Here is a 23,035-nt window from a genome sequence, read left to right as displayed (position 1 = left end):
TAATATATTGCAATATAAGTAATATTTTGAAACTTGGCGAAGATTATTCGTTGATTGCTTTAGAATTGTAGTTGTTTGAAATGAAAAAGCCTAAGTTTTGACTTAGGCTTGATAAGTTTAATTTGAGATTATTATACTATGTATAAAAGCAAATTATGTCATTTCAGATTTCTGTTCAACAGATTCGGTATGATTAATAGTTTTAAATTAACTACATTTCGTAAAAGTCGTTTTTGAATCATCGGTTTTAATTACGGGAGAAGTCCCAGAACCATAAATTCCCCAATGTGGTCCCCAAGCGCCTTCCGCTGTTTTCCATGGTTCATCAAACATTTCAAACCACATCGTAATAAAAGCCTTCTTATATATATTTGTACCATTAACCCATTTACATGTAGCGTTAAAATTGGTCACTTCAGCTTTCCAATTGGTATCAGCATTACTGTCTCCATCACTTGGCCAACCTATTTCAGCAATTACAACTTCCAATCCAGCTGTTATAGCTTGCGCCATTCCGTTGTTATAGGAATACTGCATATTTCCTGTAATCTCTCCAGGAGTCATTGGAAAATTTTTAGGATTGCTTTCATGATTCCCTTTTTGTCCATACCACGGATAAATAGTGAGAAACGCATAACTCTGCATTATACTCAATAATGGTGACCAAGTAGCACTCATTGGGCCAGCACCAGTCATACAAATGGTTAAAGGAACATTAGCAATTTTGGGATATTTGACTAATTCTTTTTTTGCATACTCAAAAGCAGCTTTTACTTCATCAAATTTATAACCATTTGAAGCTAGATCTACTTCATTACCAATTACAATGACTTTTACCTTTCCAGGATATGCATTTGCCTGCTTAAGTGCAGTGTCTATTTCTGTTTGTGTACTTGCACTATCGCCCTGAAAAATCCATGCTCCTAAAGCGACACCTATACTGTATTTAGCACACAGTTCTGGTAAGTGTTCTTGGCATCCTTGTACCGTATAGGTACGAATAAATGTCATGTTGAAGTCATTGATAATCTTTAAATCTGCATCTACATTTGCTTTGGTATAGGCTGATTTTTTTACGGTAGCAGCTTGATGATAAGGAGCGTAACATACGCCCATCATATCACTGCCACCAAATAATGAATTGGTGTTGCTCATGGTTGGTTTTATTTTTTTAAAAGATACGTATAAAAGAAATAACCTTTAGTAATGATGGATGTCTTAATATTTCGGAAAAAGAAAAAGACTATCTGTAGTTTTAATTTCTAGATAGTCTTTTTACTATAAATTTATGCTTGTTTTATTAATTCATTGGAACTTCAATCGCTAGAATTTTAGAATCTTCTTTTATACTGATGTTTACCTGCTTCGTTTCCCAAACACCTAAAGCATCTCTAGTAGTTAAAGTTTCGTCTCCAATAGCAATTTCGCCTTCTAGTAAGAATATATAGATTCCATGAGCAGCATTGTTGAGTTTAAAATCAATTGTTTTTTCTGCATCAAAGTTTCCGATAGAAATGTACGCATCTTGATGAATCCAAAGTGCATCGCCAATGACGTTATTTTTTGGTGCAACTAACGTTTGAAATTGGTTTTCATGCTTTGTATAATCAAATTCTTTTTGTTCATAACGCGGCGTTACTCCTAATTCTTGTGGTTGAATCCAGAGTTGTAAAAAGTTTACCTCATCAGTTTTACTGTCGTTGAATTCAGAGTGTTGCAACCCTGTTCCGGCAGACATTACTTGTACTTCTCCTGTAGTAATCGCTCTTTTGTTGTTCATACTGTCTTTATGTGACAATGCGCCACTTAATGGAATAGATATGATTTCCATGTTTTGATGTGGATGTGTACCAAAGCCCATTTTTGGTTGTACAATGTCGTCATTTAATACTCTTAGTTGTCCAAATCCCATTCGGTCTGGATTGTGATAGCTTGCAAAGCTGAAACTGTGATGACTTTTTAGCCAACCATGATCTGCTTTTCCACGTGTATTTGCTGGATGATATGTTGTTTTCATTGTTTTTCTTTCTGTCTTTTGTCGATTTGTTAATTTGTTTATGAGAAACGTCTCAATTCTCAATACTAACATCTCATTTCTAACTTCGCGTAAGCGATTGAAAAATTTGTTGAAGCTCCTCGTAGAGAGCGACTTTTGAAAGCGCGACTCCCGATTTTCTCGGGAGTTACGCCTAAAAACTATTTATATTAATTGTTGCTCTGTTTTCAAAATACTTCTCGATACTAAATTTTATGCTAAAATTTCACTCGAAGTGACGAGTTGATTTGCTTGTTTAGAGCTTCAGAACATATTTCGAAACTCCTCAATTCTCAATACTAAGCTCTCAATATTTTTGGATTCCTGCCTACGCAGGAATGACAAATTGTTTAGTAAAGATGTCCCATTTTTCCTTGTTGATAGTCGCGCATTGCTTCCATGATTTCGGTTTGTGAATTCATCACATATGGTCCCCATGAAGTTACTTCTTCTTCTATTGGTTCGCCAGAAAGGATTAGAAGTGTACTGTTTTTATTCGCTTCTAAGTTGATTGCTTCTCCATCTTTATCAAACGTGAGCATTTGCAATTTGTCATCTTTTAAAGTTTGTGCATCGTTTACACGTGTTTCTCCTTCTAATAGATATACTAATAATTCATGATGTTTTGGAATTGGAATTGTACTCTTTCCAGTTGCTTCTATGTTCACCACAAATGCATTGATTTCCGTGAATGTACTCGTAGGTCCTTTTTGCCCATTGAGTTCACCTGCCACTATTTTTATGGTTCCTTTGCTGTTTTCTATAGGAATTATAGGCATTTTCGCCGCTTTTACATCTTGGTATTTCGGTGTTGTCATTTTGAACTTTTTCGGAAGATTTACCCACAATTGAATTCCTTCCATAGTTCCAACAAATTCTTTGCTTGGTCCTTCATCATGAACAATTCCGCTTCCTGCAGTCATCCATTGAACATCACCAGCATTTAAAATACCTTCATTCCCGAGTGAATCTCTGTGTAATTGTTCTCCTTTGAAAATAAACGTTACAGGTTCGAATCCGCGATGAGGATGTGGTGATAGTGATAATCCTGGACTGTATGGTCCGACATCATATTTGTAATGATGTAACAATAAGAATGGATCTACTTGATCTAAACTTTCTGTTGGTAATGGCTGACGGATTAAGTTTCCGCCCATATTTACATAGTCACTTTTTCCTTTGTATGCTATGCTTCGTAGTGTTTTCATTTTGTTTTCCTTTCTTCTACTTTTTAATTGTTATTTTATTTTCCATGGAAAATATTTAGTCAAATGAATTATAACTCTTCAGTATAAATCATTTATAATATTAACGGATTTTGTCTAGCAAATCACTTAATAAAATGGCTTCTTTATTTGATAAATTTTTCAATGGATTTATACTGTCTAAATTTACCTCAATCTTCCCTAAGAGTTTGATTCCATTGTCAGTAATTGCTATATGAACTACTCTTCTATCACCTGGACATGAGATTCGTTCAATGAGCTCTTTTCCACAAAGTTTATCCATAAGTCTTGTTGCATTTGGTGCTCTTTCTATCATACGATCTTTGATTTCTTGCACCTTTATTGCTTTTCCAGCACCTTTTAAGATTCTTAGAATATTGAATTGTTGTGGTGAGATTCCGAATGGCTTGAAAAATTCGTTCTCTTGACTACTTAACCAATTCGCAGTATATTTTATGTTGATGAAAGCCTTCACTTTTTCAGATGGAAATGTTGATTGTATGTCTTTAGAAATATCTCCCATTTATAATTTATCAGTAATTTTATTTTAAATCATCCTTTGAAACCAGCTTCAACATGAGCTCCATCACAATACGGCTTGTTTTTGGAAGCACCACATCTACAAAATGCTGTTGTTTTATTTCGTTTATCGGTAGTTCCATCAGAATTCGTAATATGTAATGTTCCATATACTAATAATGGTCCATTTTCTAAAGCTTCAACTTTTGTTTCTAGATGCACTTCTTCTTGGTCATCTGCTTTATTACTTCTGTATGATAATGCTCCGGATGGACATGCTTCAATTTGTGTTTTTATTTCTGCTGTAGTAGCACCTTCCATATTTACCCAAGGTTTTTTTCTTGGATCAAATACTTGAAGTAAATCTTTCCAACATTTTTTAGAATGAATACAGGATCTTGGTTTCCAAACTACTGTAATATCCTCATTACTATATTCCTTGATGATTTCTTTTTTCGACATGGTTGTTATAGTTTTTAATTGGTTAACTTTCTTAAAGATACTAAAAAAACATCTTGATTTACCCTTTAGTTGCCACTGACAAAGCAGCAACAGCTTTTCCTAATTTTGCATTCAATTCGGCATCTTTTATTCCGTTTTCTGAAAAATTATCTCCAAAAAATGGCAATGAATAATCAGCTACAATATTTCCTCCCATGTATGGAAATCTTCCTTTTGCAATGTCTAAAACAGTTTGTCCGCCTCTGCCTCCTGGCGATGTTGCCATTAATAACATTGGCTTGTCTGACCATAATTTTCCATCAATTCGTGACATCCAATCAAAGATATTTTTGAATACTGTTGCATATGCGCCATTGTGTTCTGCTAAAGACAAAACAATTCCGTCTGCTTCTTTGATTTCTGTTAAAAATTTGTGTGCATTGTCAGGAATTCCGCTTTCCAATTCTCTATCTATTCCATACAATGGAAGTTCGTAATCGTTTAAATCTAATACTTTTACTTCAGCTCCATCAACTAAACTTGCTGCATATGTTGCTAATTGTTTATTGATTGATGCTTTACTGTCACTTCCTGCGAAGGCAATTATTGTTTTCATGTTTTATTGTTTGTTCGTTTGTTATTGTAATTTTAATTGTTTGCAATTTTTTTCGCAAAATAATAAGATGCTATTAAGAATACCATTCCGACAATTGAAGCACCTTGTTCTCCATCGCCAATCATATAATGTGCAAAAAAGGCTAAGATTAAATCGAAAAAGAATCCTGCATATGCCCATTCTTTTAGTGTTTGACTTTTGCTTTGCCAAATTGCAATAACTCCTAATATTTTAGCAATTGCTAACGGATAAATAATGTATGTTGGATATCCAAAATTTGTAAACATTCCAGCAACTTCTGCATTGTTGAAAAAATACATTCCTGCAGAGAATAACATTAATAAAGATAATAATCCTGTAGCTGCGTAATAAATTATTTTTTGAGTTTTCATGTTTGTTAGTTTTTAATTACTGTGCAAATCTACAAATAATATTTTTATTTTCCAAGGAAACTATTTCCATGTAAATTAATTATCGGTTTTTTAAGAAAACTTTCAAACTTGGTTCCTTTCAATAGCCATAATTGTTTCGTATTTTAGCGCTGGAAAATTTTATAACCATGGACATTAACTTCAATAAAAACGAAGATCACAATAAACTTTTAGTATCAGAATTACGTCGTCGCTTAGTCAAAGTAAGCTTAGGTGGCGGACAGAAACGCATTGATAAACATCATAGCAAAGGAAAAATGACTGCGCGTGAACGTATTGATTTCCTGTTAGATGACAAAAAACCTGCTATTGAAATTGGTGCTTTTGTTGGTGATGAAATGTACGAAGAACATGGAGGTTGTCCTTCTGGTGGTGTTGTGGTAAAGATTGGTTATGTACAAGGAAAGCAATGTATTGTCGTTGCCAATGATGCTACAGTGAAAGCTGGTGCTTGGTTTCCAATTACTGCAAAGAAGAACTTACGCGCACAAGAAATTTCTATTGAAAATAGATTACCAATTATATATTTAGTTGATAGTGCTGGTGTGTATTTGCCAATGCAGGATGAAATTTTCCCCGATAAAGAACACTTCGGACGTATTTTTAGAAATAACGCTGTAATGAGTAGTATGGGAATTACTCAAATTTCTGCTGTAATGGGAAGTTGTGTTGCCGGCGGTGCATATTTACCTATTATGAGTGATGAAGCCCTAATTGTTGATAAAACAGGAAGTATTTTCCTTGCGGGAAGTTACTTGGTAAAAGCGGCTATTGGCGAAAGTATTGATAATGAAACCTTAGGTGGCGCAACTACGCACTGTGAAATTTCGGGTGTGACAGATTATAAGTCGAAAGATGATAAAGATGCCTTAACTACGATTAAGAATATTGTTGGAAAGATTGGTGATTATACGCCAACAGGATATAATCGTGTGAAAGCGGCTAAACCCAAAGAGAATCCTGAAGAGATTTTTGGAATCTTGCCAAAAGCACGTCACGAGCAATATGATATGAAAGAAATCATCAAGCGAATTGTAGATGATTCTGAGTTTGATGAATATAAAGCAGGTTACGGAAAAAGTATTATTACCGCTTACGCTAGAATTGACGGTTGGGCAGTTGGAATTGTTGCTAATCAACGTAAGTTGGTAAAAACGAAGAAAGGTGAAATGCAGTTTGGAGGAGTAATTTATTCTGACTCTGCTGATAAATCCACACGATTTATTGCAAATTGTAACCAAAAGAAGATTCCGTTGGTATTTTTACAGGATGTTACTGGTTTTATGGTTGGAAGTAAATCTGAACATGGTGGTATTATTAAAGATGGTGCCAAAATGGTAAATGCTGTGAGTAATAGTGTGGTTCCTAAGTTTACAATTGTAATTGGAAATTCATACGGAGCAGGAAATTACGCCATGTGTGGAAAAGCATACGATCCACGACTGATTGCCGCTTGGCCAAGTGCTGAATTAGCGGTAATGAGTGGAAATTCTGCCGCAAAGGTATTATTACAAATAGAAACTGCTTCACTGAAGAAAAAAGGTGAAAAAATTACCAAAGAGCAAGAAGAAGAATTATTCAATAAAATAAAATCACGTTACGACAAACAAATCTCTCCATACTATGCAGCTGCACGTTTATGGACAGATGGTATTATAAACCCGTTAGATACACGAACTTGGATTTCTATGGGAATTGAAGCTGCCAATCAAGCTCCAATTGAGAAACCATTTAACTTAGGCGTAATTCAAGTATAAGTACAACAAAAAATATATAAACAAACCGCTTTGCATTCCTGTAAAGCGGTTTTTTTGTTACCTGATTATATCTAAAAACAATTACTCAAAATTGTTTTCTTTTTTAAACTTTTCTAGTGTTTCTACAAAACGATTTAAGGAACGATCGGAGTTCACTTTTGCCAGTGCTACCGCCTTTTTATAGTGTTTTAATGCTAGCTTCTTTTGTTTATTCTTTGCGAGTGTTTCCGCATAACTATCATGAGCGTTTGGCGAATTAGGAAAAAGCGTAAGATTCGATTTGAAAACAGCAAGTGCAGTCGTTATATTATCATTATCTAGATAGGAATATCCCATATTGTTTATCATAAAATCTTCTAGATGTTTTCGTTCTAACAATACTGAAAATAGTTCGTTTATTTTGTTTTCATCTGCTATAGAAATCTTCTTTTTACCTAAAATAGTTTTTAACGTATTAAATGGTGTTTCTCTATACTTTTTAGCGGCAATTTTCGCCAATTCTTTTCCTTTGTTTAAAGCTTCTTCTTTAGACGTTTTCACATCTGGAATTACACCAGTTCCTTCCCAATTGGTTTTTGTAACTGGATTGAGTGATTCACTATCTGGTACAATAAGTCCAAATCCTTTTGGCAAGGGAATAAAATTAACTGGATGTGCTCCGCCGCCCGTACTTTCTCCAATAATGGTTGCTCTTTTTCTACTTTGCAAATCGTATGCAAAAGCTTCAGCGGCAGAAAATGAAAAACTACTTGTGAGTATAAAAATAGGCATATCAAGCCTTTTTCTACCTTTTACTTTTTCTGTTATATAATCCACTGTTTTATTCGTTACTCTTGTATATCTACTGTTTAAATGTATTCCTTCTTTAAAGAAATAACTACTCCAATATTCACCTAAAACGCTTCCTCCTCCATTTTCACGTAAGTCAATAATGATGGCATCTGCAGTAGAAAACAAACTCATTATATCATCAACTTTTGAAAGATCTTCTCTTCTAAAACCTATTAAGTTAACATAGGCTACATTTCCTTCAAATAAGTTCAATTCACCAAAACCTCTAGTTCTAAATTGTACCATATTACGTAAATGCCTTTCTACAAATTCAGAACTTGTTTGTCGTGGTCTTGGCGGTCTTGGTGGCGCAACATTCAAGTGTTTATCCTTTGTTATTTTTTGCATTTCTTTACTTAGCGCTTTGGCAAATTCATTCGGGTTTTTGAATTTATTGAAATAATTTTCTTCAATTAATTTATCTAAATGAATATTGGTTTCTTTCGCTTTATCGAGAATAATATAATTTTCTAATAGTAGTTTTTGAACTTCTTTTACAATTTCATTGTTTGACTGCGCATAGTGTAATAATGGCATCATCAAGAATAATACTACTAGTAATTTTGTGTGTTTCATATTATGTATTTTATTCTACAAATGTAGAGGTAATATTTTAACTCTACAAACGTAGAACAATAATTTACTCCATTACATAAATTGAAAGGATTTTATTAATCAATATTCATTCGATTATCTTCTGAATTTGTATCAATTAGTTTAAGATAAGGATCTACTCCTATCGCAGTTGGTTTCTTGTTTACAATAATGCTGATTGTATTGTGAATGCTAGTAATTTTATGTTTTTTCAGGTATAGTTCAACTTCTTTCTTTTCTCCATTGATTTCTTCTTCAGTAAAGACAGCTATATCAATGTAATCAGCTAATGGTAACGATTTCAATTCATCATCTGTAGTATTAGAAGATTCTAACTCAGTATCACTATATGATCGATTTCCTTTGCTATCGCTTCTGTATTTGCTCACTGTAAAATTAATATCAACTTTATAAGTTCCATCAGCTAATGTTGTGGTTTTAAAATCTGTCACACTGTTCTCATAAAGCGTTATTGTTTCAAACATATCTTTGATTACATATTGTAAAGAATCTGGAGTTACTTCTTTTATGTAATTCACCAATTCTATTGAAGTTGTATACGGTGGTTCTTTAAATTTATTTTTTTCTACGAATTTATGCAGTGCCTTGTTTAGGTTTTTTTCGCCTATATAATCGCTCAATGCATAAAATACAACTGCTCCTTTTGAATAACGGATATACGGTTGCCCGCTAATATACATCAATGGATCTTCACCTATTGCTTCATTTTTTCTTCCTCTTAAGTAATGATCTGAAGCATATTTTAAGAATGAATACATATTGTTTTTTCCATATACGCGTTCTAATGTTTTTAAACGTACATATTCAGAGATGCTTTCTGTTAACATTGTTGCGCCCAAAACATCTGCTCCAATTACTTGATGTGCCCACCATTGATGCGCTACTTCATGTGAAGTTACCGCAAATGCATAGTCAATTCCTCCAATATCATTGTCGTCTACATCAGCAATAAATCCGTGACTTTCAGAGAATGGAATTGTATTTGGATACGATTGTGCAAAGCTTCCATAGGTTTTAGGAAATTCTATGATGCGCGCTTGTTTGTGTTGATATGGACTAAAATTTTCAGCGTTGTATGTTAATGATGCTTTCATTCCAGCCATCATTCTATCTAGGTTTTTGTCATGTCCTTTGTGATAGTAAATTTCTAACGCAACATCATTCCAGGTATCTTTTTTTACTTCGTAACGTGCAGAGTTAAACGAATAGATATTCAACATTTTTTGATCCATTTTGTAATGAAAATAACGCCTATCATTTTCAATCCATTCTTTTTGCAAATACCCTGGTGCGATCGCAATTTGATCTTTGGAAGTACTTACCGTTGCTTCAAAATCTATCCAATCGGCATCACTTGTTAAACTATTTGTACCTAAAGCACTAGCGTTTGAAGGATGTGCTTTCAATGCAGCTTCTGGAAGTTCATGTTTTTTACGAACGTCAGGATCAGTCAATCCTATTCTTTTGTAACCAATAGAAGGAACTAGTTTTAAACTACTTAAGAATGTACCATTTTCTAATACAGGTGAATGTGTATTTAGGATTGTATTAGATATATTTTTGACCGTAAAATCTAGTTGAATACTATCTCCAGGTTGCAGCGCTTTTTCTAAACGATAGATATTAAATTGAAAAAGGCTGTCTTTAGACACCAAAGTACTTGATTCATCAAACTTAAATGTACTCGGATAGTTTTTATACTTTACTAATATACTATCAATAGCAATCGTAGCTTTATTTACTAATACATACCTTCCGTTTAAGTTAAAATTTAATTCTTTCGGATACACGTCTAATTCAATATTTACTGCAACAATTTTTGGTTGTACGTAATTTTCATATTTGGCATATTTCTTTTCTACATCCACAATTAGCAGTTCCATATCTTTTGCAGAAACTGTTGTATTGATCACATTATTTTCATAATAAATACAAAATCCGGTACTCACAAAAACCATAGAAACAATTCCAACTCCTAAAACTACTTTTTTAGTAAAGCGCGATTTAGCAATAGCTACACGTTCTTTAAGTGAACCTACTAATCCTCTGCTATAAAATAATCCTGCGCCTATGATTAATAAGGTTCCAAATAAAAGCCAATAAAAACTGTAGATAAAAATGCTTGATAAAGAGCTTCCATAACCATTCATATCTGAATAACTATATCCAACAGTTCCTTTATTGAATAGGAATATATTTTGTGTAATACCTATTAAATTAGGTATGGCTGTGCTTACAAAAATAAATAGGATGAATAATAAAAATAACCCTATATATGTGTTCTTTATGAGCGTTTGTACATATACTGCCATCATTGCCCATAAAGCATAATATATGAAGTTTAACACGTATAATTCGAATAGATAGTGTCCAATTTCAAACTGATAATACTCGTTATAAATTTGAAAAGAAATTCCCGTAATCATTATAACAGTTAATAGTATCCATTGCATCTTGAACAACGCTATTAGTTTTGATAACAGAAGTGACCAATTTGGAATCGGCATACTATCAACCAATATGTTGATATTTGAAGTTTTTGCTCTTTGATTTAATATTCCAGCATATAAAAACGTACAAATAATAATAGCTAATTGAAAAGCTTCTCCATAATCGAGCATTCGCCAAGTTACAGGCAATCTGGAAGTTCCTCTAAACTTGCTTCCTTCAAAGTAATCCAGTAATAAACTTATGGTTACACCTAAAAGAATAATGATAAACGGAATGCTTTTGGTTATGTATTTAAAATCAATATTGGATAGTTTCCACGTAGTTTTTAGGTATTGCTTGAATGAAAAATCAAAGTTTACTTTTGGCAATTGTACACGTATGATACTTCCAAAATTACTTTTTATAGTACGTTCTCCTTTTTGTTTCCTGAATGATAAGCTTATTGGCTGTTGATTGAATTTAAAGTATTTATAAACGAATCCAAAGATTAAAATTGCAATTCCTGTCCATAAGAGTCTGTTATATATAATTAATTCTTTTATTGGAACTGCTACTGAGTTCTGTTCTGCAACTGTCCAATATTTGATATAATATTCGGTAGCTGATATTCCACTTGGATCTAATAATCCTGTAATAAAGTCATATCCTGGATTAGAAAATAATGCCATCAATGTAGATTGCAATACTATTAGAATAATAAGAACTGTAAAGCTAGCTACAATTTTTCTAGTAAATACCACAACAGCAAATATGATTGCTCCATACAATAGAATGTTTGGCACTAAATAGATGAAATACGTTTGTAGGTAAGGCATTATGCTAAATTCTCCCAAAAGAGCCAGATTCGTTCCTGGCAAGCTATATCCAATAGAAAGGCCTATCCCAACAAATAAAACTATAATTAGTACAATCAATACGCTACTAAAAAATTTAGCAAATAAGTAATTGGCTTTTGTAAAAGGATATGAATATAGAATCGTGTGCATTTCACTTTTATAATCTCTATACACAGAAAACCCAATAATAGATGGAAATAAGAAGAAAATGATTGTCGCTAAAGTGCTAAACATATTTCCAATTCGCATTGGTGAGTTTACAATGAATGAGGTTCCATTAGTTGCAGTAGTACTCTCAAAAATTCCTGCAGAAGCAGCCGATAGTAAGGTCGATATTACTAAGAATAAAAACACGTATATATAGAAAGAAGGGTTTCTAAACCAGTATTTTAGTTCGTATTTAAATATTGTAGAAAACATTTGTATGTGTGTTTAAATGATGAAAGTTGAATTAGTTTATAAGCACAGACTCGTCTTGTTTTAAAGCAATGAAATACACATCGTCTAATTGCGGTGTAGCTTCTCTAAAATCTCCGTCTGGTTTTGTACTTGAGTATATTCTAACCGTTATAGAATTATCTTGATTGTAATTTGAGGATAACACATCAAAATTAGTTTCCATTAATTCTAATTCGTCTCTAGTTATAACAGTTTTCCATATTTGACCTTTTAACGCTGAAGTTGCTTCTGTTGGAGTTGTATTTGACAGAATTCGTCCTCCATTTAGAATTGCCATTTTATTGCATAATTCTTTCACATCTTCAACAATATGGGTTGAAAAAATGACCGTATTGTTCGTTCCTATTTCTCTTAAAACATTTAAAAAACGATGTCTTTCTGCTGGATCTAAACCTGCTGTAGGCTCATCAACAATGATAAGTTTTGGTTTGTTCAATAAGAGTTGTGCAATTCCAAAACGCTGTTTCATTCCTCCCGAATAATCATGTACATATTTTTTACGAACCTCATATAAATTGGTGATTTCTAATACTTCAGTTACTATTTTTTTTCGATCAGATTTTGAACTAATTCCCTTTAATGTGGCAAAATAATCTAGCAACTTTTCTGCTGACATTTTTGGATACACGCCAAATGATTGTGGTAAATATCCTAGTACTTTCCTGAGACTTAAATTATCTTCTAAAACATTAATATCTCCAAACGTAATCGTTCCAGAATCTGGAATTTGTAATGTTGCTATTGTTCGCATTAAAGAAGATTTCCCTGCGCCGTTCGGACCAAGTAATCCAAACATTCCTGTTCCTATTTCTAAATCTATAGAATCAATGGCTTTTACTCCATTTTTATATGTTTTTGATAGATTTTTGATGATTAATTCCATAACTGTTCGTTTTTTGATTGCTTATGATAAAAAGTGCTCTATTATTTTAATTCGATGCTAACTTACCAGCAATCTTACTGAAGAAGAAATAGTTATGACATACAAACTTGTTTTTGGCATACACAGAATATGAATTGACATAAAATAATGTTCAGCCTTATTTCTATAACGTTTATGCCTAAATTTTGCATGTTCATCATTTTATATTTCTATATGGTTTTATTTATGTATTATTGATCTACATGAAGCAACACATTAGGCAACATAGTATCCTTAATTTTATCACCATTCTAGTAACGTGTGCACTAGGAATATTTGCTATGACGAAAGGTTATGAAATAACAGGTAACATACTACTAATTACTGTTTCATATCTTATTGTATCGTTGCTGTTTTTTAAAACAAGTACACTACCAGAAACAAGTAATTGGCTCAGGTATGATCGTAGAATACTTTTTGGACTCGCTAGTTTGATTAGTTTTTTTGGAATGATAGAATCAAGTCCTAACTTTATATTTATTCTTGTATTTGCCGAGCTTCTTGCATTTCTTCATGTATACGCTTATTTCACTTTTAGAAATAGAAATAAACTTGCAAATAGTGAAAGTATCATTCAAAAATGGGGAATCATTCGGTTTTGTTTTCGCATGTTTTTTATTGCAGTTACAGTACTCTTATTACTTTCTGTTCTCAAAGAATACAGACCTTCAACAAAATATTTAGACCCTTATTATTTTATCCTTTTATTTGTTTTCTTGACAGAATGGTTAATCAGTCATCTTAACAATACTGTTCGTTTAAAGAATGAACAAACACAAGCAGAATTATTACATCTAAGAAGTCAATTAAATCCGCATTTCTTTTTTAATACGTTGAATAATCTATACGCATTAACGATAAAGAACTCAAAGCAAGCGCCAGAAGTTATTTTGAAATTATCTGAAATGATGCGCTATACAATTTATGAAGGAGAAAAAAGTAATGTTACTATTAAAGATGAAATTACGTATTTAGAAAATTATATAGAGCTGCATAAAATCAGGTACAAAAAACCTGTTTCTATTCAATTCAATCATACTATAAATGAAAATCTAACTATTCCTCCATTGTTATTTATCAATCTTTTAGAGAATGCTTTTAAACATGGTGTTGATACTTTGACGGAAAATGCTTTTATTAAAATGGAATTGACAAATGATACTAATTTCATCTATTTTACAATTGAAAATAATTTTGATGAAAAAGTAAAAAATGAAACCGTTGGTATTGGATTAACAAATTTAAAACGAAGATTATCATTGCTATATCCAAAATCGCATCAATTAAAATTTACACAACAAGACAACATTTATAAAGTAACACTAAAAGTTCCTATATGAATACATTTATCATTATAGATGACGAGCCTTTAGCTCATGAAATCATCGAAGAATACTGCGGCATGCTTCCATATTTACAGTTGAAAAAAAACTGTTATAATGCAATAGAAGCCATGCAGTTTTTAAATGAAAATACGGTAGATTTTATGTTTTTGGATATTCATATGCCCAAATTAAAAGGATTGGACTTTTTAAGAACATTAACCAATCCGCCTAAAGTGATTGTTACAACTGCCTATAAGGAGTTTGCCATTGAAGGATTTGAATTGAATGTAGCCGATTATCTTTTAAAACCGTTTAGTTTTGATCGTTTAGTGAAAGCTATCAACAAAGTAATTATAAGTAATACAATTTCAGGTAAGAAAGAAATTAGCACTACAAAAACTGAGCAATTAAAGTTCTTTGTAAAAGGAGATAAAAAACAGCATTATATAGATGCAAGTACAATTCTATTTATTGAAGCTTTTGGAAATTACACAAAAATATTTTTTGAAGATGAAATGATTATCAGTCATGAAAAAATATCTCATTATGAAACTTTCTTAAATGCAAAAAACTTTTTGCGAGTGCACAAATCATTCATCATTTCTATAGATAAAATAAAGCTGATTGAAGGAAATAGAATTCAAATAGCGAATCATAAAATACCAATCGGACTAACTTATAAGAGCAATGTCAGTAAATTATACAATCACTAAGTAAGTTTTTCAAACAAATAAGAAAAGGCCTAGTATACTAAATACCAGACCTTTTCTCCCTAAAAAACCTAAAATAACCTAATCTTTATTCCTGTAAGAAGGCAAAGATTTACTGCGTGATAAGTCACAAATTCTATGCCAATCTTTAATATTTTTATGCTTTTTTTAACACAATCAGAAAAACCTAATACGTTATGAATTTACTAGGCTTTCCTGAATAAACAACTAAACAACCAACCTTGTGTTAAATATATTTTAAAAGTACAGCACTGACTTTGATTCTGAAACCTATAATGAGGGAACACGTCGTTTTGATGAGTGAAATACCTTCATTATTTAGTAGAAGATACTAACCTGATAAATTCGGCTCTGTATCCATTGCTATCTTTTCCTCTTCCCTGTTCTGCTAAAGTTACTACTGTTTCTAAATTTGTATTGTTGTGAAATTTAGAAGATTTTAATTGCATTCCGTATAAAGCAACAGCTGCCGTAAAATTAAAATCACTTGACAAATTTTCTGTCAAAGTATTAGCAACTACTTCTTTTAATTCGATACTAGTATTTTCGCTTGGCTTCTTGTAACGTAACTTTACTGTTAGTAGTTCACCTGAATATGAAGTATTTATTGCTGTCGTTTTTGTGTATTTCAAACTATCAACTTCTTTTAAAAATTCAGTTTTTACACCAACCGGGATAATTTCATACAACGCTGTAACTGTATGTCCAGCGCCCAATTCGCCAGCATCTTTTTCATCATCTTTAAAATCTTCATCTGCCAATAATCTATTTTCATATCCTATTAAACGATATCCTTGCACAATTGTTGGGTTAAATTCTAACTGTAGTTTTACATCTTTTGCAATCGTATATAATGTGCCGCCAAATTCTTTTCCGAATATTTTATTGGCTTCTTGCATCGTATCAACATATGCGTGATTTCCGTTTCCTTTGTCAGCTAACGCTTCAAGTTTATCATCTTTATAATTTCCGTATCCAAAACCTAATACCGATAAGAAAACACCTGTTTTGCGTTTTTCTTCAATCAATGTTTCCATATCACCAACACTCGATCTTCCAACATTAAAATCACCATCTGTTGCTAAAATCACTCTATTATTTCCATCTTTCACAAAATTCTCTGAAGCTATTTTATAAGCCAATTCAATTCCTTGTCCGCCAGCAGTGGAACCACCAGATCTTAAATTATTTAATGCTGCAACTATTTTTTCTTTGTGGTCTCCAGAAGTTGGTTCTAACACCAAACCTGCAGCGCCAGCATATACTACAATTGCTACTTTATCTTGTGGTCTCAACTTTTTTACCATTAATTTGAAAGCTTCTTTAAGTAATGGTAACTTGTTTTGACTTCCCATAGAACCTGAAACATCTATTAAAAAAGTAAAGTTAGATGCTGGAATTTCCGCTAACGGAATCTCTTTTCCTTTCAATCCAATCTTTAATAATTTAGTTTGATTGTTCCAAGGTGTTGTCGCCAATTCTGTATGAACTGCAAAAGGATGTTCATCTGTCGGCTGCTTATATTCATAATTGAAATAATTAATCATTTCTTCAATTTTCACTGCATCAACAGGAATTTCTTGCCCATTATTAATCATTCTACGAATATTACTATATGCCGCTTTATCAACATCAATAGAAAACGTAGATAAAGGCGCTAAAGCTGTTCTTTTAAAAGTATTTTCATTGATTTCCTTATATGATTCAGTATTTGTATTTATAGTATTTGAAGAAGCCATTCCACGATGCATAACCTGTTGTGCTGGGCTTTGAGAAGTACTATTAATTGTAAGTCCAGCAGTTTGCCCTTGAAGTATTTGGCTAGCTTGACCATTTCTTTTAGCGCGTCGTGCTGCTCTTCGTTCTTGTCTCGCTCGCTTTCTTTGTTGACTTCTATAGTTATTATAGCCTTTACTTCCATGCGCCATAACAACAACTTCAGATAATTCATTACTTACTTCTAATTGAACATTTATTTTTAATGAACTTCCAACAAAGACTTCTTTAGACTTATAGCCTACATATGAAAATATTAGTGTTTGCTTAGGACTTGCTTTTATTTTATACTTCCCATCAAAATCTGTTGTTGTACCAATAGTTCTACCTTTAATGATTACAGAAGCGCCAGGTAATGGCAAGCCTACATCATCTGATACAATTCCTTCTACGAAAATTTCTTGCGCAATTACAGTACTGCTTATTGCTAGGAATACGATCAATATTATGAGTCTTTTCATCTTTATTAATTTTTAAATTCTTAGCTAAACTACTAGGTGAAGATTTCTTAAAAAACTAACATTGAGTGAAATGGCTGTTTGGATGAGGGAAAGGTGTGTTGAATGTTGAAGATTGAATCCTTTTTTTTATACATATTGATTAACTGTAATTTATGTTTTAAGGAATTCTAAAAACTATCGATTTCATTCAATTTCGGTGCTCTACAAAAGTACTACTAGTGTTAATACTATATAATAATCTAGGAAACCAAAATACATTTTATGATGAATGATCAGTTGCAATTTTTACACTATAAAACAAGTAACTGTACTATTGTTATTTCAATTAATAAGTTCTAAATTAGTGATAACCAATTCGGTAACGTAATGAATCTTAAGAAACAACATAAATCACATCCTTCTACTCATAAATCAAATGATACATTTGTACGTCCATCTTCAACTCAGGCTACACGAATGAACAAGGAAAACCCCGACAAAAAAGTTACGAATTCTGGTTTCGATTCAGGAGTTAAGTCTGATTTTTTTGGTGAACCAGCTTTTATTCAGGCAAAAGCAAAGAATGATAGTCCATCTACAATTCAATCCTCTAACACTGAAGGAAACTCCCAAACAAAAAATAAAACAGGAATGCCTTCAAGTCTAAAATCTGGACTTGAGAATCTTTCTGGAGAAGATTTATCTGGAGTTCGTGTACATCGGAATTCATCTAAACCAGATAAAATTGGTGCACATGCTTACGCACAAGGAGAAAACATTTACCTAGGACAAGGTCAGGAGAAACATCTTCCTCACGAAGGTTGGCACGTTGTACAACAAAAACAAGGAAGAGTACAGCCTACTATTCAGCAAAAAAACAAGCTCATTAATAATGATGCTAGCTTAGAGAAAGAAGCAGATATTATGGGAGAAAAAGCAGTTCAAATGAAATCAAAAGACGCTCCCATTCAAGCAAAAAATAATAGAAATGCTACCAGAAATGGAGTAATTCAACGTGCAATGAAGTATGAGTGGCAAACGAAAAATAGCAACAAAATGTATAGAGATACAGGATCCAAAGTGCAAGAACTTCCTAGAAAATTTGGCCCTGAAGATTTCGTCACAAAAACTAAATCAGGAGCAAGACTCGAAACTGAAACAGGAGGGAAACTTGAATTTGAAACTCCTTGGGAGAGAACTTGGCTAAAGCTTGCAATGCAAGTTTCAGAAGCTCAACAAATGGTTCGTAATATTAATACCGTTAAAGAAGAGAAAGCCAGTGATGGTCTTTCTTACAGAAAGTTTCCAGCAAGCCACTTAGGACTAGAACACCTAGCTCCGGGTCAAGGATTTAAAACGACTGGTTCAAGATGGGATAGATCTCAAAATACAGGAAAAAGAGTTGTTACAAAATCTGTAGAAAACGTGCGTTCTTCTCCAGAGTATAAGAAAAGTGATCCAGAATTTAATAAAATTGGGGAATTAAAACAAGGGAATAAACTTAAAGTAAAAGAAGAGTCCAGTGATGGAAAATGGCTTAAGTTTAAAAGCTCTAGTATTAACGGATGGATCTGGAAAGGAAGTACCAAACTTGAAACGAAAAGGTATGAGAGCGAGCTAAACTCCGACAAAGTTAATATAGATACAGAACTACAAGACCACGAATATTTACTTATTAAAGTAGGTGATACATCATGGAAGGCAGATTTTCAAGTATCAGAATCTTTTGAACTTGGTCAATTTGATTCATATTTAAAAGATAATCACCCAGCGGCTGAGCCTACTGTAAAACTTAAAACCGATTCGTTAATGGCTCTCGCAAGTGCAAAAGGTGGATCAAAGGAACTGCAAAACTTTCTAATGATGGTCGTTTACTTCATACATCGGGCAAGGTCTGTTAATCTAGAGCGACCTGGAAAGACACCTTATTATGCCAAAGCAGCTTTTAAATTGATGAACAGAACTAACTTTGGGTCGATTTATAAATCTTCTAATCTGACTGATACGGATCGAGCTATATTCAAAACTTTAGTGAATGGTACAACGGAAGGCATACTTCCAACCATGTTACTCGATAGATCATCAGAAGTATTTGTTAAAGGACAAGGCTCAAAAGGAATTAACCCAACAGTTTATAAGTGGCTTACAAGTATAGTCAATGGAAGTGATTATCTTTCTGGCCCAACTGGTCGCGTATCGGGGGCAATGGGTAAATTTGACATAAATGCTGAACAAGGGAAAAACGATAACCTTGTTCGATATGAAAACCGAGGTGCTGAAAATCGCACACAACCTGTTGATAATTGGCTGGAATGGACAACAGAGCATTACCTTAGAGCAATGAAGAATAGACCCAGAAGTTTTGGTAAAGGAGAAACAGGGCTAAAATTATGGTAGTTAAAGCATCACAATACTGAATGTTGAATGTTGAATGTTGAATGTTGAAAAACTAAACTAGTACATTCACAAGCCAAGCGAAGCAAGCGTTTTATTACGTTGTACCTTTCCTGTATTGGTTTCTATAAAGTTATAAAGTATATGTATTTCTTTAGGAATTTCAAATTTAGTGAAGGCTTTTGACATTTTTATTTCCTGTAAAAGCTGTTCTGAATCAATCGCCTTTTGAGCATTTTCAATTAAAAGAACTAACTTTTTTCCAAACTGAACATCATCAATTCCTGTGACAAAGTATCTGCCAGAAATAAAAGGACTCAGCTTCTCCTCTATTTGTTCAGGATGTAATTTAATACCGCCACTATTGATTACATTATCAAAACGACCTAACCAATCAAATTGTGTTTCTGAGATAATTTCGACAACATCATTTGTAATAATATCTGCTGCTGTAATTCTTGGAGCATGAATCACTAAACAATCACGATTATCATTTTGTACCGTAATATTTGATAAAGTTGAGAAATGTGCGTTTGTTCCTTTCGGAAGATGATTTAATGGTTTTGCTGCAATATGTGTAATGGTTTCAGTCATTCCGTACGTTGCAAAGATATTCGTAGAAATGTTCTGTAATTGTTCTATTAATTTAGAAGAAGCTGGCGCGCCACCAACAATTAATGTTTTAACTTTGTGTAAATGTTCAAGCGAATTCTCTACTTGAATCGGAACCATTGCGCAAAAATCATACTTCGTTTGAATTTCCGCTAACGGATGCATTGAAGGCGAAACTAAATCAATTGACAACCCTAAAACCATAGCACGTACCAACATCATTTTCCCTGCAATAAAGTTTGAAGGTAAACACTGTAAAGCTGAATCTCCAGGCTTAATTCCGAAAAAATCGCCTGTTGCCAATGCCGAATGCACCATTGCTTGTTTATCCAATCGGATTGACTTTGGTTTTCCTGTAGAACCTGACGTAAAGACATCAATAACAGCATGATCGTTTAACCAATCAATCAAAAAGTTTCCAATTTCTTTTTCATGCAAATTTCCTTCTTTTACAAAGCTATATGCTACTTCTTTTAGTTCTTCTCGATTGAAATAAGTACCATCAAGTTGAAACTTTAGATGTATATTTTTAAAGCTTGGAATCATTTTTGTTATAGTTCTTCTGTAAATTTAAAAATAAGCTTGAAAAAATCAATGTTTTCTAGGTAAGTTTTTAGTATTTTAGTGGTTTACGCTTGCGTTTTCACACAATATTTCCCCATAAGTATTGTTAGTTTTATACGTTAGCTTCTCCACATCGATTTTAAATTATAATTTATGACAACATCGTATTTAAAATTCTTTTATTTGATTCTTTTTTTGTGTGCAAGTATTTGCATGGCACAAAATGATACTTCTGAAGATTATCAATTTTTAGAACGAAATGAGGCTATTCATATAAAATTAAATAAAGGCCAATTTACTATTGTAAAAAGTGTGCATGAAAAAGCTGAATATATTACTTCTAACAAGTTATATTTTGCCAATGAAGTACTAGGTTTTGATAGTTTTACAAAGCTTGAAGATATTGAAGCTACGACACATTTACCTGATGGAAAAAAAGTTGTTGTTGATTATATAGAAACAAAACATGAATTTGATGATGGTATTTTTTACAGTGATCAGCAAACCAAAAACTTTACGTTTCCGGCTGTTACCAAAGGCGCTATTACTGAATTAAAGTATAAAGAAGTTATTTCTGATCCACACTTTTTAGGATTGTTTCGATTTGGAACATTTGCACCTACAAAAAAAGCAGAACTTTCTATTGAATTTCCTAAAAATATTCAAATTGGATATAAAGAATTTCACACTGAAAATATTCCTGTAAATTTCACAAAAGAAGAAACTGAAAATTCATTCATATACAGATGGAATGTTGAAAATGTAGCAAAATTTTCTAGCGAAGAAGATGCAGAATCAGCATTGTATTATTTACCACATATCATCATTCACGTTAAAAATTACAAGGAAAAAGGAAAAACAATTCCTGTGTTGAGTAATGTAACAGATTTGTATAGTTGGTATGCTTCTTTGGCCAAGCAAGTTGATGAAAATGAATTGGAAAAAGTGTATCAAATTGCAGAAGATATTGCATCAAAACATACGACAGATATTGATAAAGCAGAAGCAATATATAATTGGGTTCAAGGAAACATTACTTATGTCGCTTTTGAAGATGGCTTAGGCGGATTTATTCCACGTGGTGCAGCAAGTGTTTGCAAAAACCGTTATGGCGATTGTAAAGACATGGCAAACTTATTATATGTAATGTTAAATCATATTGGAATTCCTTCATTTAGAACTTGGATTGGTACACGCGATCGTCCATATTTATACGATGAAGTACCAACACCAATGGTAGATAATCATATGATTACGGCAACTGTAATTGATAATGACACTATTTTTATTGATGGAACCGACAGTTATGTCAATTTTGGTATGCCGAGTTCATTTACACAAACAAAAGAAGCTTTAATCGGGATTTCACCTGAAAAATTCATCTTGAAAAAAGTTCCAAAACAACCTTCTGAAAAAAGTAAAGCTATCGTAAATACAACGATTACATTTGATGATGGAAAAATAAATGCAAAAGAAAAACGTGTATTAACAGGCTATGAAAGAGTTGATTTTGTCACCGACTATTTATACAAGAAAAAAGACAATACAGAAGAAGAGTTCTTAAACACAACATTGGCTTTAGGAAACAACAAAACAAAGTATCAGAATATTAAAGTTTCTCCGCTGGAATCCAAACATAAATCATTAACAGTTTCCTTTGATTTAGTGATAGAAAGTTATGTAAAAACAATTGGTTCAAAAACAATTTTAAACCTAAATATTGATCGTGCTTTATCCAAAGAAAAGATTGACATTGATAATCGTAAATACACTAAAAAGATTGATCATCAATTTCAAAAAGAATACACAACAACATTCAAAATTCCTGAAGGTTACAAAGTGACTTCTGTGCCAAAGCCTATCAAATATGATGGAAAAGCGTATGGCTTTGCTATTTCATATGAAGAAAAAGAAGGCAATATCATTCAGCACAAAAATATTTATGTAAATAGTTTACGCATTGAAAAAGAAGATTTTGAAGCTTGGAATACTTTTGTGAAAAAATTAATAAAAGCCTACAAAAAAAGTATTATTATTGAAAAGTAAAATTAAAA

General features: G+C 32.6%; 17 protein-coding genes. 5 read left to right on the top strand and 12 right to left on the bottom strand.

The features are described 5' to 3' along the window. Positions 1 to 207 precede the first annotated feature (207 nt). The 7 genes from ACUUYC_RS15505 to ACUUYC_RS15475 form a co-directional block, all read right to left on the bottom strand. Complete coding sequence (locus tag ACUUYC_RS15505) at positions 208 to 1,155, bottom strand: glycosyl hydrolase family 17 protein (protein WP_474267273.1); 948 nt, start codon at positions 1,153 to 1,155, stop codon at positions 208 to 210. A gap of 145 nt (positions 1,156 to 1,300) precedes the next feature. Further along, a complete protein-coding gene (locus ACUUYC_RS15500) occupies positions 1,301 to 2,017 on the bottom strand; it encodes a pirin family protein (RefSeq protein ID WP_474267271.1) in 717 nt (238 codons plus the stop codon). A gap of 368 nt (positions 2,018 to 2,385) precedes the next feature. Then, positions 2,386 to 3,243 (bottom strand): pirin family protein, encoded by an 858-nt coding sequence (locus ACUUYC_RS15495; RefSeq protein WP_474267269.1) that lies wholly within the window; start codon positions 3,241 to 3,243, stop codon positions 2,386 to 2,388. A gap of 100 nt (positions 3,244 to 3,343) precedes the next feature. Then, the gene (locus ACUUYC_RS15490) at positions 3,344 to 3,784 is read right to left on the bottom strand and encodes a MarR family winged helix-turn-helix transcriptional regulator (RefSeq protein WP_474267267.1); all 441 of its coding nucleotides are present in this window, start codon (positions 3,782 to 3,784) and stop codon (positions 3,344 to 3,346) included. A 29-nt stretch (positions 3,785 to 3,813) separates the two neighbouring features. Further along, the gene (locus ACUUYC_RS15485; protein WP_474267265.1) at positions 3,814 to 4,242 is read right to left on the bottom strand and encodes a (4Fe-4S)-binding protein; all 429 of its coding nucleotides are present in this window, start codon (positions 4,240 to 4,242) and stop codon (positions 3,814 to 3,816) included. Between the two features lie 58 nt (positions 4,243 to 4,300). Beyond that, positions 4,301 to 4,837 carry an NADPH-dependent FMN reductase gene (locus ACUUYC_RS15480; RefSeq protein WP_474267263.1) on the bottom strand — a complete coding sequence of 179 codons (537 nt, stop codon included), beginning with the start codon at positions 4,835 to 4,837 and terminating at the stop codon, positions 4,301 to 4,303. A gap of 32 nt (positions 4,838 to 4,869) precedes the next feature. Next, positions 4,870 to 5,229, bottom strand: coding sequence for a DoxX family protein (locus ACUUYC_RS15475; protein ID WP_474267261.1), 360 nt, complete (start codon positions 5,227 to 5,229; stop codon positions 4,870 to 4,872). Positions 5,230 to 5,396: 167 nt separating this feature from the next. Here ACUUYC_RS15475 and ACUUYC_RS15470 point away from each other — a divergent pair, with 167 nt between their 5' ends. Continuing rightward, positions 5,397 to 7,025: an acyl-CoA carboxylase subunit beta gene (locus ACUUYC_RS15470; RefSeq protein ID WP_474267259.1), complete on the top strand. Its 1,629-nt coding sequence runs from the start codon at positions 5,397 to 5,399 to the stop codon at positions 7,023 to 7,025. 81 nt (positions 7,026 to 7,106) lie between these two features. Here ACUUYC_RS15470 and ACUUYC_RS15465 read toward each other — a convergent pair whose 3' ends face one another. The 3 genes from ACUUYC_RS15465 to ACUUYC_RS15455 all read right to left on the bottom strand — a co-directional run bounded on the left by ACUUYC_RS15465 (position 7,107) and on the right by ACUUYC_RS15455 (position 13,100). After that, positions 7,107 to 8,432 (bottom strand): S41 family peptidase, encoded by a 1,326-nt coding sequence (locus ACUUYC_RS15465; protein WP_474267257.1) that lies wholly within the window; start codon positions 8,430 to 8,432, stop codon positions 7,107 to 7,109. A 95-nt stretch (positions 8,433 to 8,527) separates the two neighbouring features. Further along, the gene (locus ACUUYC_RS15460) at positions 8,528 to 12,178 is read right to left on the bottom strand and encodes an ABC transporter permease/M1 family aminopeptidase (RefSeq protein ID WP_474267255.1); all 3,651 of its coding nucleotides are present in this window, start codon (positions 12,176 to 12,178) and stop codon (positions 8,528 to 8,530) included. A 31-nt stretch (positions 12,179 to 12,209) separates the two neighbouring features. Continuing rightward, the gene (locus ACUUYC_RS15455; RefSeq protein ID WP_474267253.1) at positions 12,210 to 13,100 is read right to left on the bottom strand and encodes an ABC transporter ATP-binding protein; all 891 of its coding nucleotides are present in this window, start codon (positions 13,098 to 13,100) and stop codon (positions 12,210 to 12,212) included. A gap of 242 nt (positions 13,101 to 13,342) precedes the next feature. On the opposite strand from ACUUYC_RS15455, the gene ACUUYC_RS15450 reads away from it, so the two are divergent. After that, the gene (locus tag ACUUYC_RS15450; RefSeq protein ID WP_474267251.1) at positions 13,343 to 14,479 is read left to right on the top strand and encodes a sensor histidine kinase; all 1,137 of its coding nucleotides are present in this window, start codon (positions 13,343 to 13,345) and stop codon (positions 14,477 to 14,479) included. Next, on the top strand, positions 14,476 to 15,177 hold the full coding sequence (locus ACUUYC_RS15445) for a LytR/AlgR family response regulator transcription factor (protein WP_474267248.1): 702 nt from the start codon (positions 14,476 to 14,478) through the stop codon (positions 15,175 to 15,177). Before ACUUYC_RS15450 ends, ACUUYC_RS15445 begins: the two co-directional genes overlap by 4 nt. A 332-nt stretch (positions 15,178 to 15,509) precedes the next feature. Here the strand turns inward: ACUUYC_RS15445 and ACUUYC_RS15440 are convergent, their stop codons facing one another. Beyond that, entirely contained in the window at positions 15,510 to 17,432 is a 1,923-nt protein-coding gene (locus tag ACUUYC_RS15440; protein WP_474267246.1) for a vWA domain-containing protein, read from the bottom strand. Positions 17,433 to 17,798: 366 nt separating this feature from the next. On the opposite strand from ACUUYC_RS15440, the gene ACUUYC_RS15435 reads away from it, so the two are divergent. Beyond that, complete coding sequence (locus ACUUYC_RS15435) at positions 17,799 to 19,808, top strand: eCIS core domain-containing protein (protein ID WP_474267244.1); 2,010 nt, start codon at positions 17,799 to 17,801, stop codon at positions 19,806 to 19,808. A 66-nt stretch (positions 19,809 to 19,874) separates the two neighbouring features. Here ACUUYC_RS15435 and ACUUYC_RS15430 read toward each other — a convergent pair whose 3' ends face one another. Further along, the gene (locus ACUUYC_RS15430; protein WP_474267242.1) at positions 19,875 to 20,963 is read right to left on the bottom strand and encodes an AMP-binding protein; all 1,089 of its coding nucleotides are present in this window, start codon (positions 20,961 to 20,963) and stop codon (positions 19,875 to 19,877) included. Between the two features lie 171 nt (positions 20,964 to 21,134). Here ACUUYC_RS15430 and ACUUYC_RS15425 point away from each other — a divergent pair, with 171 nt between their 5' ends. Then, positions 21,135 to 23,027, top strand: a complete 1,893-nt coding sequence (locus tag ACUUYC_RS15425; protein ID WP_474267240.1) for a DUF3857 domain-containing transglutaminase family protein — start codon at positions 21,135 to 21,137, stop codon at positions 23,025 to 23,027. Positions 23,028 to 23,035 lie beyond the last annotated feature (8 nt).

It is taken from the genome of Kordia sp. E (assembly GCF_056033805.1).
This window is presented reverse-complemented; position numbering and strand designations above follow the sequence as displayed.

Excerpts from the sequence above, each read along its gene's own strand:
- ACUUYC_RS15505 (WP_474267273.1), bottom strand. The coding sequence starts at position 1,155 with ATGAGCAACACCAATTCATTATTTGGTGGCAGTGATATGATGGGCGTA.
- ACUUYC_RS15500 (WP_474267271.1), bottom strand. The coding sequence starts at position 2,017 with ATGAAAACAACATATCATCCAGCAAATACACGTGGAAAAGCAGATCAT.
- ACUUYC_RS15495 (WP_474267269.1), bottom strand. The coding sequence starts at position 3,243 with ATGAAAACACTACGAAGCATAGCATACAAAGGAAAAAGTGACTATGTA.
- ACUUYC_RS15490 (WP_474267267.1), bottom strand. The coding sequence starts at position 3,784 with ATGGGAGATATTTCTAAAGACATACAATCAACATTTCCATCTGAAAAA.
- ACUUYC_RS15485 (WP_474267265.1), bottom strand. The coding sequence starts at position 4,242 with ATGTCGAAAAAAGAAATCATCAAGGAATATAGTAATGAGGATATTACA.
- ACUUYC_RS15480 (WP_474267263.1), bottom strand. The coding sequence starts at position 4,837 with ATGAAAACAATAATTGCCTTCGCAGGAAGTGACAGTAAAGCATCAATC.
- ACUUYC_RS15475 (WP_474267261.1), bottom strand. The coding sequence starts at position 5,229 with ATGAAAACTCAAAAAATAATTTATTACGCAGCTACAGGATTATTATCT.
- ACUUYC_RS15470 (WP_474267259.1), top strand. The coding sequence starts at position 5,397 with ATGGACATTAACTTCAATAAAAACGAAGATCACAATAAACTTTTAGTA.
- ACUUYC_RS15465 (WP_474267257.1), bottom strand. The coding sequence starts at position 8,432 with ATGAAACACACAAAATTACTAGTAGTATTATTCTTGATGATGCCATTA.
- ACUUYC_RS15460 (WP_474267255.1), bottom strand. The coding sequence starts at position 12,178 with ATGTTTTCTACAATATTTAAATACGAACTAAAATACTGGTTTAGAAAC.
- ACUUYC_RS15455 (WP_474267253.1), bottom strand. The coding sequence starts at position 13,100 with ATGGAATTAATCATCAAAAATCTATCAAAAACATATAAAAATGGAGTA.
- ACUUYC_RS15450 (WP_474267251.1), top strand. The coding sequence starts at position 13,343 with ATGAAGCAACACATTAGGCAACATAGTATCCTTAATTTTATCACCATT.
- ACUUYC_RS15445 (WP_474267248.1), top strand. The coding sequence starts at position 14,476 with ATGAATACATTTATCATTATAGATGACGAGCCTTTAGCTCATGAAATC.
- ACUUYC_RS15440 (WP_474267246.1), bottom strand. The coding sequence starts at position 17,432 with ATGAAAAGACTCATAATATTGATCGTATTCCTAGCAATAAGCAGTACT.
- ACUUYC_RS15435 (WP_474267244.1), top strand. The coding sequence starts at position 17,799 with ATGAATCTTAAGAAACAACATAAATCACATCCTTCTACTCATAAATCA.
- ACUUYC_RS15430 (WP_474267242.1), bottom strand. The coding sequence starts at position 20,963 with ATGATTCCAAGCTTTAAAAATATACATCTAAAGTTTCAACTTGATGGT.
- ACUUYC_RS15425 (WP_474267240.1), top strand. The coding sequence starts at position 21,135 with ATGACAACATCGTATTTAAAATTCTTTTATTTGATTCTTTTTTTGTGT.